11 protein-coding genes are annotated in these 16,014 nt (G+C 74.9%); 5 read left to right on the forward strand and 6 right to left on the reverse strand.

The window, feature by feature from the left end; translation table 11 throughout:
- Positions 1 to 25: 25 nt before the first annotated feature.
- Both AB0Q96_RS12960 and AB0Q96_RS12965 read right to left on the reverse strand, forming a co-directional pair.
- On the reverse strand, positions 26 to 2,950 hold the full coding sequence (locus AB0Q96_RS12960) for an FAD-binding and (Fe-S)-binding domain-containing protein (RefSeq protein ID WP_365324598.1): 2,925 nt from the start codon (positions 2,948 to 2,950) through the stop codon (positions 26 to 28).
- Positions 2,951 to 2,987: 37 nt separating this feature from the next.
- Complete coding sequence (locus AB0Q96_RS12965) at positions 2,988 to 3,455, reverse strand: MarR family transcriptional regulator (RefSeq protein WP_365324600.1); 468 nt, start codon at positions 3,453 to 3,455, stop codon at positions 2,988 to 2,990.
- A gap of 103 nt (positions 3,456 to 3,558) precedes the next feature.
- Between AB0Q96_RS12965 and AB0Q96_RS12970 the strand changes: the two genes are divergently transcribed.
- Positions 3,559 to 5,394, forward strand: a complete 1,836-nt coding sequence (locus tag AB0Q96_RS12970) for an ABC transporter ATP-binding protein (RefSeq protein WP_365324602.1) — start codon at positions 3,559 to 3,561, stop codon at positions 5,392 to 5,394.
- Positions 5,395 to 5,691: 297 nt separating this feature from the next.
- The gene (mltG, locus tag AB0Q96_RS12975) at positions 5,692 to 6,552 is read left to right on the forward strand and encodes an endolytic transglycosylase MltG (protein WP_365324604.1); all 861 of its coding nucleotides are present in this window, start codon (positions 5,692 to 5,694) and stop codon (positions 6,550 to 6,552) included.
- Here the strand turns inward: mltG and AB0Q96_RS12980 are convergent.
- From AB0Q96_RS12980 to AB0Q96_RS12990, 3 genes are all read right to left on the reverse strand, one after another.
- On the reverse strand, positions 6,518 to 7,609 hold the full coding sequence (locus AB0Q96_RS12980; protein WP_365324606.1) for an NAD(P)-binding domain-containing protein: 1,092 nt from the start codon (positions 7,607 to 7,609) through the stop codon (positions 6,518 to 6,520). The two genes, mltG and AB0Q96_RS12980, sit on opposite strands and share 35 nt — an antisense overlap.
- 69 nt (positions 7,610 to 7,678) lie before the next feature.
- Positions 7,679 to 8,884, reverse strand: coding sequence for an LLM class flavin-dependent oxidoreductase (locus AB0Q96_RS12985; RefSeq protein ID WP_365324608.1), 1,206 nt, complete (start codon positions 8,882 to 8,884; stop codon positions 7,679 to 7,681).
- An 81-nt stretch (positions 8,885 to 8,965) separates the two neighbouring features.
- Entirely contained in the window at positions 8,966 to 9,601 is a 636-nt protein-coding gene (locus AB0Q96_RS12990; RefSeq protein WP_365324610.1) for an ATP-binding cassette domain-containing protein, read from the reverse strand.
- A 374-nt stretch (positions 9,602 to 9,975) separates the two neighbouring features.
- Between AB0Q96_RS12990 and AB0Q96_RS12995 the strand changes: the two genes are divergently transcribed.
- Entirely contained in the window at positions 9,976 to 10,392 is a 417-nt protein-coding gene (locus tag AB0Q96_RS12995; protein ID WP_365324612.1) for a secondary thiamine-phosphate synthase enzyme YjbQ, read from the forward strand.
- 149 nt (positions 10,393 to 10,541) lie between these two features.
- Positions 10,542 to 12,080 carry an SDR family oxidoreductase gene (locus AB0Q96_RS13000; RefSeq protein ID WP_365324614.1) on the forward strand — a complete coding sequence of 513 codons (1,539 nt, stop codon included), beginning with the start codon at positions 10,542 to 10,544 and terminating at the stop codon, positions 12,078 to 12,080.
- Positions 12,081 to 12,388: 308 nt separating this feature from the next.
- On the opposite strand, the gene AB0Q96_RS13005 is transcribed toward AB0Q96_RS13000, so the two are convergent.
- Positions 12,389 to 14,395, reverse strand: coding sequence for an NB-ARC domain-containing protein (locus AB0Q96_RS13005; protein ID WP_365324616.1), 2,007 nt, complete (start codon positions 14,393 to 14,395; stop codon positions 12,389 to 12,391).
- 185 nt (positions 14,396 to 14,580) lie between these two features.
- On the opposite strand from AB0Q96_RS13005, the gene AB0Q96_RS13010 reads away from it, so the two are divergent.
- Positions 14,581 to 15,954, forward strand: a complete 1,374-nt coding sequence (locus AB0Q96_RS13010) for a deoxyribodipyrimidine photo-lyase (protein ID WP_365324618.1) — start codon at positions 14,581 to 14,583, stop codon at positions 15,952 to 15,954.
- Positions 15,955 to 16,014 lie beyond the last annotated feature (60 nt).

Below are 16,014 nucleotides of genomic sequence, written 5' to 3' on the forward strand. Positions count from 1 at the left end.
CCCCCGCGACGCGCGGCGTCCGGGCTCACGGCCGGGTGGCGCGCTCCAGTTCCAGGAGGGCGGAGTAGTAGCTGCGGCCGGTCGCCCGGTCCATGCCGATCTCGCACATCCGGTTCGCCGACAGATGGGCGTCGAAGGGCCGGGCCGTCACTTCCGCCGCCTCCTTCGCGGTCGCCGACGCGGTCAGTTCGGGGTGCAGCATGCCCCGGTCGCCCGCGAAGGCGCAGCAGCCGGCGTCCTCGGGGACGACGACCTCCTCCGCGCACGCCCCGGCGAGCGCGGTCAGCCGGTCCTCGTCGCCCAAGTGGCGCATGGAGCAGGTGGGGTGCACGACGGCGGAGCCGACCCGGTGCCGTACGTCGAGCCGCGGCAGCAGTTCGTCCGCCGCCCACACCAGTGAGTCGAGCACGGTCAGTTCGGCGTGCAGCGCGCGGTTGTCGTCGGTGAGGTACGGCACCACCTCGTGCGCGATGCCGAGCGTGCACGACGAGGCGTCGACGACCAGCGGAAGGCGCCCGCCCGCCGTCCAGCCCCAGGCCGCCTCGACGATCCGGTTGGCCATCACCTCGTTGCCGCGCTCGTAGCCCTTGGAGTGCCAGATCGTCGCGCAGCACGTGCCCGCGACGTCGTCGGGGATCCACACCGGCCGCCCGGCGCGGGCGGAGAGCGCCACGACCGCCTCGGGCAGCGACGGGCCCCGGTGGCCCTCGGGGTTGCCGAAGATGCGGTTCACGCACGCCGGGTAGTAGACGGCGACGGCGGCCGGCCGGTGGGTGCGGGGCAGCCGGCGGGGGGCGGCGCCGGGGATCTCGGGCAGCCACTCCGGTACGAGATCGGGCCGCACGGCCTTGCGGGCGAGTCCCGTCACGGAGCCGAGCAGCCGGTCCCCGACGCGTTCGGCGGCGCCCACGGCCAGCCGCGCCGCGGCTTCCACGGCGCGGAAGTGCGTCGCGGTGAGCGCGGCGATCCGCTCCTCGCGCGGGGAGTGCCGCTGGTGCCGGAACTCCTTCATCAGGGCGCCCGTGTCGATCCCGACCGGGCAGGCCAGCTTGCAGGTGGAGTCGCCGGCGCAGGTGTCGACGGCGTCGTAGCCGTACGACTCCAGGAGGCTGCTCTCGACCGGGGAGCCGTCCGCCTGGCGCATCATCTCCCGCCGCAGCACGATCCGTTGGCGCGGAGTGGTGGTCAGGTCGTGGCTGGGGCAGGTGGGTTCGCAGAAGCCGCACTCGATGCACGGGTCGGCGATCGGCTCCACCGTCGGAATGGTCTTCAGGCCGCGCAGATGGGCCTGCGGGTCGCGGTCCAGGACGATCCGCGGGGCGAGGAGCCCGTCGGGGTCGATGACCTCCTTGGTCCGCCACATCAGTTCCGTCGCCTTGGGTCCCCACTCCAGCTCCAGGAAGGGCGCGATGTTGCGGCCGGTGGCGTGCTCGGCCTTCAGGGAGCCGTCGAAGCGCTCCACGGTCAGCTTGCAGAAGTCGTCCATGAAGCCGGCGTACCGCTCGACGTCGGCGGGGTCGCCGGCGTCGAAGGCGAGCAGGAAGTGCAGGTTGCCGTGGGCGGCGTGGCCGGCGACGGCGGCGTCGAAGCCGTGCCGCGCCTGGAGTTCGAGGAGCTCGGCGCAGGCCTCGGCGAGCCGGGCGGGCGGCACCGCGAAGTCCTCCGTGATCAGCGTCGTGCCGGAGGGCCGCGAGCCGCCGACCGCCGTCACGAAGGCCTTGCGGGCCTTCCAGTAGCCGGAGACGGTCCCGGCGTCCCGGGTGAAGGCGTTGGTCACGGAGGCGACCGGGGCGACCAGCGCGAGCCCTTCCAGGACCCGGGCCGCGGCCTCCTCGTACGCCTCCTGCCCGGCCTCGTCGGGCGCGCGGAACTCCACGAGGAGCGCGGCCGTCTCCTTGGGCAGCTCGGCCCAGTCGGCCGGCACTCCGGGCACCTTCACCGAGGCGCGCAGGGTGTTGCCGTCCATCAGCTCGACGGCCAGGGCGCCCGCGTCGTTGAAGAGGGGCACGGCCGCCGCCGCGGCCGGCAGGGACGGGAAGAAGAGCAGGGCGGTGCTGACCTTCCGGTCCAGCGGCAGGGTGTCGAAGACGACCTCGGAGATGAACCCGAAGGTGCCTTCGGAGCCGACCATCAGACCGCGCAGGATCCCGACCGGGGTGTCGGCGTCGAGGAAGGCGTCGAGGCGGTACCCGTTGGTGTTCTTGATGGCGTACTTGGCGCGGATCCGCGCGGTGAGCTCCAGGTCCGCCTCGATGTCCGCCTTCAGGGCCAGCAGCCCCGCGCAGAGCCGCGGTTCGGCGCGGGCCAGCTCGTCGTCGGCCGCCGGGTCGGCGGTGTCGACGACGGTGCCGCTCGGCAGCACGAAGGTGAGCGAGGCGACCGTGCGGTACGAGTTCCGGGTGGTCCCGGCCGTCATGCCGGAGGCGTTGTTGGCGACCACGCCGCCGATCGTGCAGGCGATCGCGCTGGCCGGGTCGGGCCCGAGGACCCTGCCGTACGGCGCCAGCGCCGCGTTGGCGCGGACCACCGTCGTGCCGGGGCGGATCCGGGCCCGGGCGCCGCCGTCCAGGACTTCGACGCCCGCCCAGTGGCGGCGCACGTCGACCAGGATGTCCTCGCCCTGCGCCTGCCCGTTGAGGCTGGTCCCGGCGGCCCGGAACACGACCTCGCGGCCCTTGCCGTGCGCGTACGAGAGGACGGCGGACACGTCGTCGATGTCCTCGGCCACCACCACGACCTGCGGCACGAACCGGTAGGGGCTCGCGTCGGAGGCGTACCGCACCAGGTCCGAGATCTTCGACAGCACCTTGCCGGGCCCGAGGACGGCGGTCAGCTCCTCGCGCAGGTGCTTGGGCGTGCCGCGGGCCTGGAGGTCCGGCACCCGGTCGGGCGCCGCCCGTCGCGGTGTACCGGATCGCAGGGCCTGCGGGTTCGGCTCCAGTACGGGCATGGCCAGGGCTCCCCTCCGGCGAGGCCGTGCCGCGGTCTCAGCAGGCGCGCCCCGGACCGCGGTCGACGAGGGCGGACAGCAGACCTCCGAGCACCTCGCGCTGTTCGACGGTCAGTGGGGCCAGCATCTCCTCTGCGGCGGCGCGGCGCGCGCTGCGCAGCTCCCTCAGCGTGTCGCGTCCGGCGTCGGTGAGCTCGATCCGCACGACCCGGCGATTGTGCGGATCGGGCGCCCTGCGCACCCGGCCGGCCGCCTCCAGGCCGTCGACGAGGCTGGTCACGGCCCGGGGGACCACTTCGAGCCGGGCCGCGAGGTCCGCCATGCGGGGCGGCTCCTCGTAGTGCGCGACCGTCCGCAGCAGCCGGAACTGGGCGGGGGTGATGCCGACCGGCTCCATGTACCCCTTGTGGGCGCGCTGGAGCCGGCGGGTCAGGCGGAGCAGCTGCTCGGCGAGGAGGCCGTCGGGGTCGGGGGCGCGATCGGGGGTGCGATCGGAGGTGCTCATGCGGGGAATACTATCAGGACCATGTTCATTGTGAGTATAGGTAACAATGAGCTATGCTCCGATGTGCTCGGCCACATCTGTCATCGAACCCTCGTAGGAGCCCATGCATCCGCACGACGAGTCCACCTGGACGCCTCCCTCCCGTGAAGCCGGGCGCCCCGAGGAGCCCGCGCAACTGCGGCGCATCCTGCGCCTCTTCCGCCCCTACCGGGGCCGCCTCGCCGTCGTCGGCCTGCTGGTCGGCGCGTCGTCCCTGGTCTCCATCGCCTCGCCCTTCCTCCTGAAGGAGATCCTGGACACCGCGATCCCCCAGGGGCGCACCGGGCTGCTCAGCCTGCTCGCCCTCGGCATGATCGTCACCGCCGTGGTCTCCGGGGTCTTCGGCGTGCTCCAGACCCTGATCTCCACCACCGTCGGCCAGCGCGTCATGCACGACCTGCGGACCGCGGTCTACGCCCAGCTCCAGCGGATGCCGCTGGCCTTCTTCACGCGCACCCGCACCGGCGAGGTCCAGTCCCGGATCGCCAACGACATCGGCGGCATGCAGGCGACGGTCACCTCGACCGCCACCTCCCTCGTCTCCAACCTCACCGCCGTCGTCGCCACCGTCGTCGCCATGCTCGCGCTGGACTGGCGGCTCACCCTCGTCTCCCTGCTCCTGCTGCCCGTCTTCGTCTGGATCAGCCGCCGGGTGGGACGCGAGCGCAAGCGCATCACCACGCACCGGCAGAAGCAGATGGCGGCCATGGCCGCCACCGTCACCGAGTCCCTCTCCGTCAGCGGCATCCTGCTCGGCCGCACCATGGGCCGCGCCGACTCGCTCACCAGGTCCTTCGCCGAGGAGTCCGAGCGCCTCGTCGACCTCGAAGTGCGCTCCTCCATGGCCGGGCGCTGGCGCATGTCCACCATCGGCATCGTGATGGCCGCCATGCCCGCGCTGATCTACTGGGCCGCGGGCCTCGCCCTCCAGGCCGGCGGACCCGCCGTCTCCCTCGGCACGCTCGTCGCCTTCGTCTCCCTCCAGCAGGGCCTGTTCCGGCCCGCCGTGAGCCTGCTGTCGACCGGCGTGCAGATGCAGACCTCGCTCGCCCTCTTCCAGCGCATCTTCGAGTACCTCGACCTGCCCGTCGAGATCACCGAGCCCGCCGAGCCGGTCCGCCCGGCGCACGTCTCCGGCGAGATCGTCTTCGAGAAGGTCGGCTTCCGCTACGACCCCGAGGGCGAGGGCCGCCCCACCCTCGACGGCATCGACCTCACCGTCCCCGCCGGCGGCAGCCTCGCCGTCGTCGGCCCCACCGGCTCCGGCAAGTCCACCCTCAGTTACCTGGTGCCCCGGCTCTACGACGTCACCGACGGGCGCGTCACCCTCGACGGCACCGACGTGCGCGACCTCGGCTTCGACACCCTCGCCCGGGCCGTCGGCGTGGTCTCCCAGGAGACCTACCTCTTCCACGCCTCCGTCGCCGACAACCTGCGCTTCGCCAAGCCCGACGCCACCGACGAGGAGATCGAGGCCGCCGCCCGCGCCGCCCAGATCCACGACCACATCGCCTCGCTGCCCGACGGCTACGACACCCTCGTCGGCGAACGCGGCTACCGCTTCTCCGGCGGCGAGAAGCAGCGCCTCGCCATCGCCCGCACCATCCTGCGCGACCCGCCCGTGCTCATCCTCGACGAGGCGACCAGCGCCCTCGACACCCGCACCGAGCACGCGGTCCAGCGGGCCATCGACTCCCTCTCCGCCGGCCGCACCACCATCACCATCGCGCACCGGCTGTCCACCGTCCGCGACGCCGACCAGATCGTCGTCCTCGAAGCCGGACGGATCGCCGAGCGCGGCACCCACGAGGAGCTCCTCGCCCGGGACGGACGCTACGCGGCACTGGTGCGCCGGGACGAACACACGAACGTGGGAGCGGTTGTTCCCCAGAACGTGTGATCGTGCCGGTTTTCGTTGCCCAACTCCCGTACGGCGTCGGATGATTACGGAGCGCGAACGACGGGCTGCAGACCGCGACCGCGCAGTCCCACAGAAAGCTCTGTACGAGGAGAAACACCCACATGAACGTCATCACCAACCTGCTCGCCGGCGTCCTCCACTTCCTGGGTTGGCTCGTCTGACCCTCACGCCCGGCAGGAAAGCGGCGCCGTCGGCCCCCCGTCCCAGGGGACCGGCGGCGCCGCCGCGTGTCCGGCGCTCCCCGGATTCGCGGACGCACCGGGTTAGCGTGCGCCCATGACGTACCGGTCCTGGCAGCCCGAGCGCCGTCGCCGCCGCACCCGCCTGACCCGGCGCGGCCGCCTCGCGCTCCTTCTGGGCGCCGTCCTCGTCGCGGTCGCCGCGGTCACCGTGCCGCTGCTGCTCGGCGGACAGGAGCGGCCCGCGGCCGAGAAGCAGCGCACCCTGCTCATCCCGGAGGGCTGGCGGGCCGGAGAGGTGTACGCGGCCGTCGACCGCTCACTGGGCCTGCCGGCGGGCACCACCCGCAGGACCGCCCAGGCGCGGGCCACCGGTCTGCCCCTGCCGCCCGCCGCCGGGGGCAACCCGGAGGGCTACCTGTTCCCCGCCACCTACCCGGTGGTGAAGGCCACCACCCCGCAGGGCCTGCTGCGCTACATGGTCGACACGGCGGGCAGGCGCTTCGGCGGCGAGCACGTCACCGAGGGCGCCCGGCGGCACGGGATGAGCGTCCACCAGACCGTGATCATCGCGAGCATCGTGCAGGCCGAGGCCGACAGCGCGCAGGACATGGCGAAGGTGGCGAGGGTCGTCTACAACCGGCTCGGCCAGGGCATGGCCCTCCAGATGGACTCCACGATCAACTACGCGCTGGGGCGCGACACCGTGGACACCACCCACCAGGACACCCGCGTCGACAGCCCGTACAACACCTACGAGCGCCGGGGCCTGCCCCCGTCGCCCATCGGGAACCCGGGCGACGCGGCGATGGCGGCGGCGCTCGCCCCGGCCGACGGCGACTGGCTCTACTTCGTGACGGTCGAGCCGGGCGACACCCGCTTCACCGCGAGCTACCCGGAGCACCAGGCCAACGTGGCCGAGTTCAACGAGCGGCGACGGGCCGCGGGGCGCGCCTGAGGAGCCGCTCGATCTCGCCGACCGCCGCCCGCCCGGCACGGTTGGCGCCGATGGTCGAGGCCGAGGGGCCGTAGCCGACCAGGTGGACGCGCTCGTCCCGGACCGCCCTGGTGCCCTCGACCCGGATGCCGCCGCCCGGCTCGCGCAGCCGCAGCGGCGCCAGGTGATCGATCGCGGCGCGGAAGCCGGTCGCCCACAGGATCACGTCCGCCTCGACGGTCCGCCCGTCGTCCCAGGCCACCCCGGTCGGGGTGATCCGGTCGAACATGGGCAGGCGGTCCAGGACGCCGCGCGCGCGGGCGGAGCGGACGGCGTCGTTCAGGGGGAGGCCGGTGACCGACACGACGCTCTGCGGGGGCAGCCCGCGCCGCACCCGCTCCTCGACGAGGGCGACCGCCGCCCGGCCCTCGACCTCGCCGAACGGGCCCTCGCGGTAGACGGGCTCGCGGCGGGTGACCCAGGTGGTCTCCGCGGCGACCTCGGCGATCTCCATCAGGTGCTGGGTGCCGGACGCGCCGCCGCCGACGACGATCACCCGCTGCCCCGCGAAGGACTCGGGCCCGGGGTACCGGGCGGTGTGCAGCTGGCGGCCCCGGAAGGTCTCCTGCCCCGGGTAGCGGGGCCAGAAGGGGCGGTCCCAGGTGCCGGTGGCGTTGATCAGGGCGCGGGTGGCGTACACACCCTCGGAGGTCTCGACGCGCAGCCGCCCGCCCTCGCCCTCGCGGACCGCCGACACCTCCACCGGGCGGTGCACCCGCAGCCCGAAGGTCTCCTCGTAGTCGGCGAAGTAGCCGCCGATCACCTCGGAGGAGGGCCGGGCGGGGTCCGCCCCGGCCAGCTCCTTGCCGGGCAGCGCGTGCATCCCGTGGACCTTGCCGTACGTCAGCGAGGGCCACCGGAACTGCCAGGCGCCGCCCGGGCGCGGGGCGTGGTCGAGGACCACGAAGTCCCGGTCGGGCTCGAACCCCGTGCGCCGCAGGTGGTAGGCGGCGGACAGGCCCGCCTGCCCGGCGCCGACGACGACCACGTCCACTTCGTGTACCCCGAAATCGTTCACGGTTCCACCAACCGTGGGCGGGGCGGGGATCTTCCCGGCCCGCCCCGCGAGGCCACGGGCGCCGGCCGGCTACCGTCCGTTGCCGGACACCAGCAGCGGAGCCCCGCCCGGTGCCGAGGCCGGGCGGCCGTTCGCCGCCGGGACGCCGAGCAGCGGCGACGGGGGGACGGCCGGCAGCAGACCGCGCGACGCCAGCTCCGGTGTCACGCCCTCACCGAACCAGTACGCCTCCTCCAGGTGCGGATAGCCCGACAGCACGAAGTGCTCGACGCCCAGGTCGTGGTACTCCTCGATCCGGTCGGCCACGTCCCCGTGGCTGCCCACGAGCGCCGTCCCCGCCCCGCCGCGCACCAGCCCCACGCCCGCCCACAGGTTCGGCGCGATCTCCAGCCGGTCCCGGTCCAGCGTGCCGCCGCCGTGCAGCGCCAGCATCCGCTGCTGGCCCACCGACTCGCTGCGGCCCAGCGCCGCCTGGGCCGTGGCCACCGTCTCCGCGTCGAGATCGGCGAGCAGCCGGTCCGCCGTCGCCCACGCCTCGCGCGCGGAGTCGCGGGAGATGGAGTGCAGCCGGATGCCGAACCGCACCTCGCGGCCCCGCTCCGCCGCCAGCCGCCGGATCCAGTCGATCTTCTCCTTCACCTGCCACGGCGGCTCGCCCCAGGTCAGATAGACGTCCGCGTGCTCGGCGGCGACCGGACCGGCGGCGGCCGAGGAGCCGCCGAAGAAGATCTCCGGCAGCGGGTCCGGCGGCAGCGCGGTCAGGCCGCCCTCCACCTGGTAGTGGACGCCCTCGAAGTCGTACGGCTGCCCGCTCCACACCCCGCGCACCACCCGCAGGAACTCGGCGGTCCGCTCATAGCGCCGGTCGTGGCCCAGGAAGTCGCCGTAGCGCCGCTGCTCGGCCGAGTCGCCGCCGGTCACCACGTTGAGCAGCAGCCGGCCACGGGTGATCCGCTGGTACGTCGCCGCCATCTGGGCCGCGAGGACGGGGGAGACGACCCCTGGCCGGAACGCCACCAGGAACTTGAGCCGTTCGGTGTGCTGGGCGAGCGCGACGGTGGTCAGCCAGGAGTCCTCGCACCAGGTCCCGGTCGGCGTGAGGACCGCCTCGAACCCCAGCCGCTCGGCCGCCTTGGCGATCTGCGCCAGGTACTCGATGTCGGGGGCCCGCACCCCGCTCGTGCGGCCGATGCCGCCGTCGCCGTACACGTGCCGGTCGACGAGGGTGCGGCCGTCGCCGCCGGTCGGCAGGAACCAGTGGAGATGGACGGTCATCGGGAGCTGCCCTTTCGGTGGCCGCGCGCCGGGGCGACCGACGGCGGCGGGTGGATGGCGGAGCGGAAGGCGGGGGCCGGGTCAGGCGGCCCGAGGTACGGGCGAGTCCGCCGCGGCCCCGAGCGCGGCGAGCAGACGGGCGCGCCGGGCGGCGAAGGCCGGGTCGGCGGGGGAGCGCGGACGGTCGAGGGCGACCGGCGCGTCGTACGCGACGACCCCGCCGCGCATGACGAGCACCCGGTCGGCGAGCAGCAGCGCCTCGTCGACGTCGTCGGTGACCAGGAGCACGGTGCGCCCGCCCCGTTCCCACCACTCCCGCACCCGGCGCCGGGCCGCCGACGCGGCCCGCGCGTCCGGAGACCCGAACGGATCGTCGAGCAGCAGGAGATCGGGATCCCGGGCCAACGCCCGGTCCAGCGAGACCCGTCGGCCCGCCGGGCCGGGCGGCGTGCCGTGCCGCGCCCGCTTCCACGGCAGCAGGCGAGGCGCCCGGGCCACGAGGGCCCGGCGGCGCGGCACCAGGACGGTGCCGCCGACCTCGCGGTCGTACCCGGCGAGCACGCGCAGCAGCGTCGACCTGCCGCAGCCGGCAGGTCCCAGCAGCGCCGCGAACTGCCCGGCGGGCAGGCTCAGATCGAGCCCGTCGACGACGGCGCGCCCGTCGAAGGAGCGGGTCAGACCGCGCACGATCACGGCCCGGGGAAGGTCGGTCGCCATCACGGCAGCTGCCTTTCGGGAGCGCGCACGCCGCCCTCGGAGGGAAGGCGTGCGCGACGTGGCGAAGGGAGGGTCCAGGGGTACGCGTCAGCGCTCACGGACCCGCGCACGCCACCGCGCACGCGCCCGCGGCCGGCACCGCGTCAGGACGTCAGGAGGCCCCGGAAGGTCCTGGACAGGAGGGAGGGAGAGGGAGACGTCAGCGGCCGCGACGACACGCGGCGGAGGCCACCCGCAGCAGGTCGATGTGACCGCGCGTGGTGAGCAGGGCTGTACGCAACATGCCGCGAACGTAGCGAGCCGTTCCGCGCCGGGTCAACGGTGTCTCGGAGCGTGGACGCGCGATCCCGGCCCGTGAACGGCAGGATGGGGCCATGCCCTTCAGCACCACGGTCCTCAGCCTCACCACCGGCTCCACGGAGACCGTCACCGACCTCACCCGCCACTGCGAGGACTTCCTCAGCCGCACCGCCCAGGGCGCCGACGGCCTCCTCAACCTCTTCGTCCCGCACGCCACCGCGGGCCTCGCCATCCTGGAGACCGGCTCCGGCAGCGACGACGACCTCCTCTCCGCCCTCCACCAGCTGCTCCCCGCCGACGACCGCTGGCAGCATCGGCACGGCTCCCCGGGCCACGGCCGAGACCACGTCCTCCCGGCCCTGATCCCGCCGCACGCGACGGTGCCGGTGCTCGGCGGGCGCCTGGAGCTGGGGACCTGGCAGTCGATCTGCCTGGTCGACACCAACAAGGACAACCCCGTACGGCAGGTCCGGCTGAGCTTCCTGGGCTGAGCATCGGCCGGGCCCCGGCCGAGCCCCGGCCCAGTCCCGGCCGAGCCGCAAGGGCGGATCCGGCCCTTCGCCGCATCCGAAGAGCCCCGTCGCGGCGAAGTATCGACACAGGCGGTCACGTCACGGACATCGGTGGAACGGATCAGCGCATGGACATTCCCCGCCCCTCCGAGGGGGCCCTCTGTCTGGTGACCGGTGCGAGCGGGTACATCGGTGGGCGGCTCGTGCCGGAACTGCTCGACCAGGGGTACCGGGTGCGGTGTCTCGCCCGGCACCCGGACAGACTGCGGGACTTCCCCTGGTCCGGGCGGGTGGAGACGGTGCGGGGGGACGTCACCGACGCCGAGGGCCTGCGGGCGGCGTTCGACGGGGTCGACATCGCCTACTACCTCGTCCACTCGATGGCCTCGACGACGCACTTCGAGGACACGGACCGGCTCGCCGCCCGCACCTTCGCCGCCGAGGCCAGGGCCGCCGGTGTGCGGCGCCTCGTCTACCTGGGCGGCCTCGCCCCGCGCGGCGTGCCGGACGCGGAGCTCTCGCCGCACATGAGGTCCCGCACCGAGGTCGGGCGCATCCTGCTCGGCTCGGGCGTCCCCACCGCCGTCCTGCGGGCGGCCGTCGTCATCGGCTCCGGGTCGGCCTCCTTCGAGATGCTGCGGTACCTGACCGAGCGGCTGCCCGTCATGGTCACGCCGAGCTGGGTCGGCAGCCGGGTCCAGCCCATCGCCGTCCGCGACGTGCTGCGGTACCTGGTGGGCAGTGCCGCCCTGCCCCCGGACGTCAGCAGGACCTTCGACATCGCGGGCCCCGACGTCCTCACGTACCGGGAGATGATGCTGCGGTACGCGCGGGTCGCCGGGCTGCCCAAGCGCCTCATCGTCTCCGTGCCGATGCTGACGCCCCGGCTGTCCAGCCACTGGATCGGGCTCGTCACCCCGGTCCCCGCCGCCCTGGCGCGGCCCCTCGCCGAATCGCTCCGGCACGAGGTCGTCCGTACCGAGGACGACCTCACCCGGTACGTCCCGGACGGCCCGGGGGAGCCCCTCACCTTCGACGAGTCGCTGCGGCTCGCGCTGCGCCGGGTCCGGGACGCCGAGGTCACCACCCGCTGGTCCTCCGCCGGCACGCCCGGCGCGCCGAGCGACCCGCTGCCGACCGACCCCGACTGGGCGGGCGGCAGCCTCTACACCGACGAACGCTCGCGGGTCGTCGACGCCGGTCCGGAGGCGCTGTGGCGGGTCATCGAGGGCGTCGGCGGCGAGAACGGCTGGTACTCGTTCCCGCTGGCCTGGGCCGTACGGGGCTGGGCCGACCGGCTCGTGGGCGGCGTGGGGCTGCGCCGGGGGCGCCGGGACGCCGCGCGCCTCCGGGCCGGTGACGCGCTGGACTTCTGGCGGGTGGAGGAGATCGACCGGGGCCGGCTGCTCCGCCTCCGGGCCGAGATGCGCCTGCCCGGACTCGCCTGGCTGGAAATGGGCGTCGACCGCGACGAGCGGGGCCGCACCTCCTATCGGCAGCGGGCGCTCTTCCACCCCCGGGGCCTCGCGGGGCAGGCGTACTGGTGGAGTGTGGCCCCGTTCCACGCCGTGGTCTTCGGCGGCATGGCCCGGAACATCGCCCGGACCGCCGAGGCCGAGAGCGGGCGACGCCCGGACGAGGCGACTGGCCTGCCGGACACGAGGTAGGCGAGCGGCCGGACGGACGCCCGCACGCGGGCCGGTGACCCCGGCACGCGCGTGACCCCGGCACGCGCGTCGGGCGGCGGCCCGGTTCGGCGGACGGGCATCGGCGCGCCCGGCCCGGCGGCGCCGGGGCCGCGACCAGGGCGGCCGGATCCCCTCGTACGGGCGGGAGCCGGCCCTCCCGGAGCAGGGCCCGCCCGGCCGGTTCCGCCGCCGGGTCCCTCGGCGTGGACGGCGGTAGGTTCCCGCCGGTCGACGGCGGCGGGGGCGGGAGCGGGGGCGTCACGCGGGCGGACCGGCCCGCCTCCCCGCTAACCGGCCAGCATCGTGTCCAGCGTCCTGAACGGGTCGGCGATCCGGGCCAGTTGGTACGCGGTGTCGTAGGCGCCGTCGCCGATCTGGCGGCGGGCCGCCCGCTCGGCCCGCTGCCGCAGGGGCTTCAACTCGGGGGTACCCCGCTGGGGATGCCCCACCCTCTCCCAGAACACCTGGCCCGCCCCGTACGCGACCGCCGCCTCCTCGCCGCGCTCCAGCGCCGCCAGGGCGACCGCCAGCAGGTCGAGCCCCAGGCCCAGCCCGAAGGAGTCGCCGATGAGGCGCTTGTCGCGCAGCATCGCCCGGGAGTGCGCGGCGGCGTCGGACGCGCGCTCCTCGAACAGCGCTATCACCGCCAGCTGGTACTCCGTGTAGGAGCGCGTCCAGTGCTCCCCCGCCTCGACGGAGTCGTCCCGCAGCGCCTCGGCCGCCGCCCGGGCCCTCGGCAGGGCGCCGGAGGCCGTCAGGGCGAAGACCCGCACCAGCCGGCACCGGGCCGCCGCCGCCGGGCCGGACGCCGGGCCGGCGAGCGCGCGGTCGGCGACGGCCAGCGCGTTGCGGGGCTCGCCCCGCAGCAGCATCACCAGGCCGCGCAGATACGCCGCGTCCGCGAGGAGCGTCGCGTCCCCCGCCCGTACCGCCTCCTCGTCGGCCCGGCCCGCCAGCCGCGCCGCCGTGTCGTACTCGCCCCGCAGGCACCGCACCACCCCCAGCGCCCAGCACAGCCGCGCCAGCACCGCCGAGGGTCCGGCGACCAGCCGCAGGCACTCCTCCAGATAGTGCGTGGCCTCGTGCAGATGCCCCGAGCACCCCCAGAAGAAGCCGACCGCGCCCGCCAGTTCGGCCGCCCGCTGCGGGTCCGTCGCCAGCAGGTGCTCCAGTGCCGCGCACAGGTCGCCGTAGCCGTCGGCCAGCCGCGCCGTCGTCTCCGCCTGCCCCGGCCCCCACCAGGACTCCTCGGCGGTCAGGGCCAGTTCATGGAAGCGCAGCGCGTGCCGGGTGCCCGTCGCACGCGTCTCGCCGAGCTCCGCCAGCCACAGCGCCCCGTACTCGCGCACCGTGTCGTACAGGTGCACCCGGCCGTCGGTCAGCGTGACGACGCTCTTGCGGGCCAGCCCGTCGAGCGCGCGGGCCAGCACCGTGTCGGTCAGCGGTCCGCCGCGGCAGACCCGCGTCACGTCCTCCACCGTGGCGCCCGAGCGGAAGACCGAAAGGCGCGCCCACAGCAGGCGTTCATGGGGCTCGCACAGCTCGTGGCTCCACCCGATCGTGGTCCGCAACGCCCGGTGACGGGCCGGCTGGACCCGGCTCTCCGGGCCCCGGTCGAGCGCGAGCCGGCCGCGCAACAGCCGGGCCATCGCGGACACCGGCCGCTCCCGCAGATGCCCGGCGGCCAGCTCGAGTGCCAGCGGCACCCCCTCCAGCCAGCGGCACACGTCGGCGGCGGCCACGAACTCCTCGGGCCGCGTCCACCGCACGCCGACGCCCGCCGCACGCGCGGCGAACAGCTCCACCGCCTCGGAGTCGGGGTCCAACGGGCCCACCGGGAACCGCGTCTCGCCGTCCACCCCCAGCGGCTCACGGCTGGTCGCGAGCACCACGAGCGCCGGGCAGCGCGCGAGGAGGACGCGGACCAGCGCGGCACAGGCGCCGAGGACGTGCTCGCAGGAGTCCAGGACCAGCAGGACGCGGCGCGAGCCGATCCACTCGGCCAGCGTGTCGGCCGGATCGCCCGCCGAGTGGTCCGACAGACCGCAGGCGTCGGCGACCAGCGAGGTGAACAGGGCGGGGCCGGTCAGGGACCAGAGCGGGACCCAGTGGACGGCGGCGAACCCGCCCGGTCCGTACTCCTCGGCCACCCGCGCGGCGAGCCGGGACTTGCCGATGCCGCCCATGCCCACCAGCGTCACGAGAGGACGGGCGGACAGCAGGGCGCCCAGCTCCCCGACGGCCCGGCCCCGCCCCACGAACAGCCCGCTCTCCGGCGGCCTCCAGCTCTCCATGCCCCGCATTCTGGGGCAGAACCCGGCCCCGTTCGACCGCACGGAGCGGGCGACCGCTGTCTTCGGCCGTTCTCGTCCCGGGTGCATCCGGAACGCGTGTCGCGGGGGAACCGCGGGTGCACGGGTGTGACATCAGTACACCGCCGACGCGGGCTCGCGGACGGCGGCCCAGCAGGGAGGACGCGATGACCGTCTCCGTCGTTCTGTACACCTCCGACCTCAGGGTCCACGACCATCCGCCGCTCAGGGCCGCGGTCCAGGGGGCGCGGGAGGTCGTGCCGGTGTTCGTCCGCGACCCGGCCGTGGACCGGGCGGGCTTCGCCGCGCCCAACCGGCTCGCGTTCCTCGCCGACTGCCTCGCCGACCTGGACCGCGGGCTCGCGCGGCGCGGCGGCCGCCTCGTGGTGCGGGAGGGCGACACCGTGTCCGAGGTCCTGGCCCTGGTACGGGAGGCCGAGGCCGACGAGGTGCACCTCGCCGCGGGCGTGACCGCCTTCGCCCGGGCGCGGGAGACGCGGCTCCGCGAGGCGCTGGAGGGCGACGGACGCCGGCTGTACGTGCACGACGGCGTCGTCACCGTCGTACCGCCCGGCGACGTCCTCCCGCACGGATCGGACCACTTCGCCGTGTTCACGCCCTACCACCGGCGCTGGGCCGCCGAGCCGGTCCGCGCGCCGCTGCCCGCCCCGAAGGAGGTACGGGTGCCCCCGGGGGTGCGGTCCGCGGCGCTGCCGCGCCGGTCCGAGGTCCCGGACGTGTCGCCCGGTCTCGCCGCCGGCGGCGAGACCGAGGGGCGCGGGCGGCTCGCCTCCTGGCTGGCCGCCCACGTCGACACGTACGAGGAGGGCCACGACGACCTGGCGGGCGACCTCACCTCCCGCCTCTCCCCGCACCTCCACTTCGGCACCCTGTCCGCGACCGAGGCGGTGCAGCGGGCGCGCCGGCGCGGCGGGGCGGGCGCCGACGCGTTCGTACGCCAGCTGTGCTGGCGCGACTTCCACCACCAGGTGCTGGCCGCGCGCCCCGAGGCGGCGACCGAGGACTACCGGCCGCGCCACGACCGCTGGCGGCGGGGCGCCGACGCCGAGGCCGACCTCGCCGCCTGGCGGGAGGGGCGGACCGGCTACCCCGTCGTCGACGCCGCGATGCGGCAGCTCGCCCACGAGGGGTGGATGCACAACCGGGGCCGGCTGCTCACGGCCTCCTTCCTGACGAAGACGCTCCGCGTGGACTGGCGGGAGGGGGCACGCCACTTCCTCGGTCTGCTGGTGGACGGCGACATCGCGAACAACCAGCTCAACTGGCAGTGGGCGGCGGGCACGGGCACCGACACCCGGCCGAACCGCGTCCTCAACCCGGTCCGGCAGGGCCGCCGGTACGACCCGGACGGCGGCTACGTGCGGCGCTGGGTCCCGGAGCTCGCCGGACTCGAAGGCCCCGCCGTCCACGAGCCCTGGCGGCTCGTCGGACTCGAACGGGCCGCCCTCGACTACCCGGAACCGCTGGTCGAACTCTCCGACGCCCTGGCGCGCTTCCGGGCGGACCGGGACCGGCCCTGAGCGATATCGACGCGCAAACGATGCGAGTTGTCCGGGTGGGACATTCGGCCGGAACGTGAG

Source organism: Streptomyces sp. NPDC093111 (genome assembly GCF_040683955.1).
GTDB lineage: Bacteria > Actinomycetota > Actinomycetes > Streptomycetales > Streptomycetaceae > Streptomyces.

Coding starts and splice junctions, on each gene's coding strand:
- AB0Q96_RS12985 (WP_365324608.1), bottom strand. CDS start 8,884: ATGACCGTCCATCTCCACTGGTTCCTGCCGACCGGCGGCGACGGCCGC.
- AB0Q96_RS12960 (WP_365324598.1), bottom strand. CDS start 2,950: ATGCCCGTACTGGAGCCGAACCCGCAGGCCCTGCGATCCGGTACACCG.
- AB0Q96_RS12965 (WP_365324600.1), bottom strand. CDS start 3,455: ATGAGCACCTCCGATCGCACCCCCGATCGCGCCCCCGACCCCGACGGC.
- AB0Q96_RS13000 (WP_365324614.1), top strand. CDS start 10,542: ATGGACATTCCCCGCCCCTCCGAGGGGGCCCTCTGTCTGGTGACCGGT.
- AB0Q96_RS13005 (WP_365324616.1), bottom strand. CDS start 14,395: ATGGAGAGCTGGAGGCCGCCGGAGAGCGGGCTGTTCGTGGGGCGGGGC.
- AB0Q96_RS12990 (WP_365324610.1), bottom strand. CDS start 9,601: ATGGCGACCGACCTTCCCCGGGCCGTGATCGTGCGCGGTCTGACCCGC.
- AB0Q96_RS13010 (WP_365324618.1), top strand. CDS start 14,581: ATGACCGTCTCCGTCGTTCTGTACACCTCCGACCTCAGGGTCCACGAC.
- AB0Q96_RS12995 (WP_365324612.1), top strand. CDS start 9,976: ATGCCCTTCAGCACCACGGTCCTCAGCCTCACCACCGGCTCCACGGAG.
- AB0Q96_RS12970 (WP_365324602.1), top strand. CDS start 3,559: ATGCATCCGCACGACGAGTCCACCTGGACGCCTCCCTCCCGTGAAGCC.
- mltG (WP_365324604.1), top strand. CDS start 5,692: ATGACGTACCGGTCCTGGCAGCCCGAGCGCCGTCGCCGCCGCACCCGC.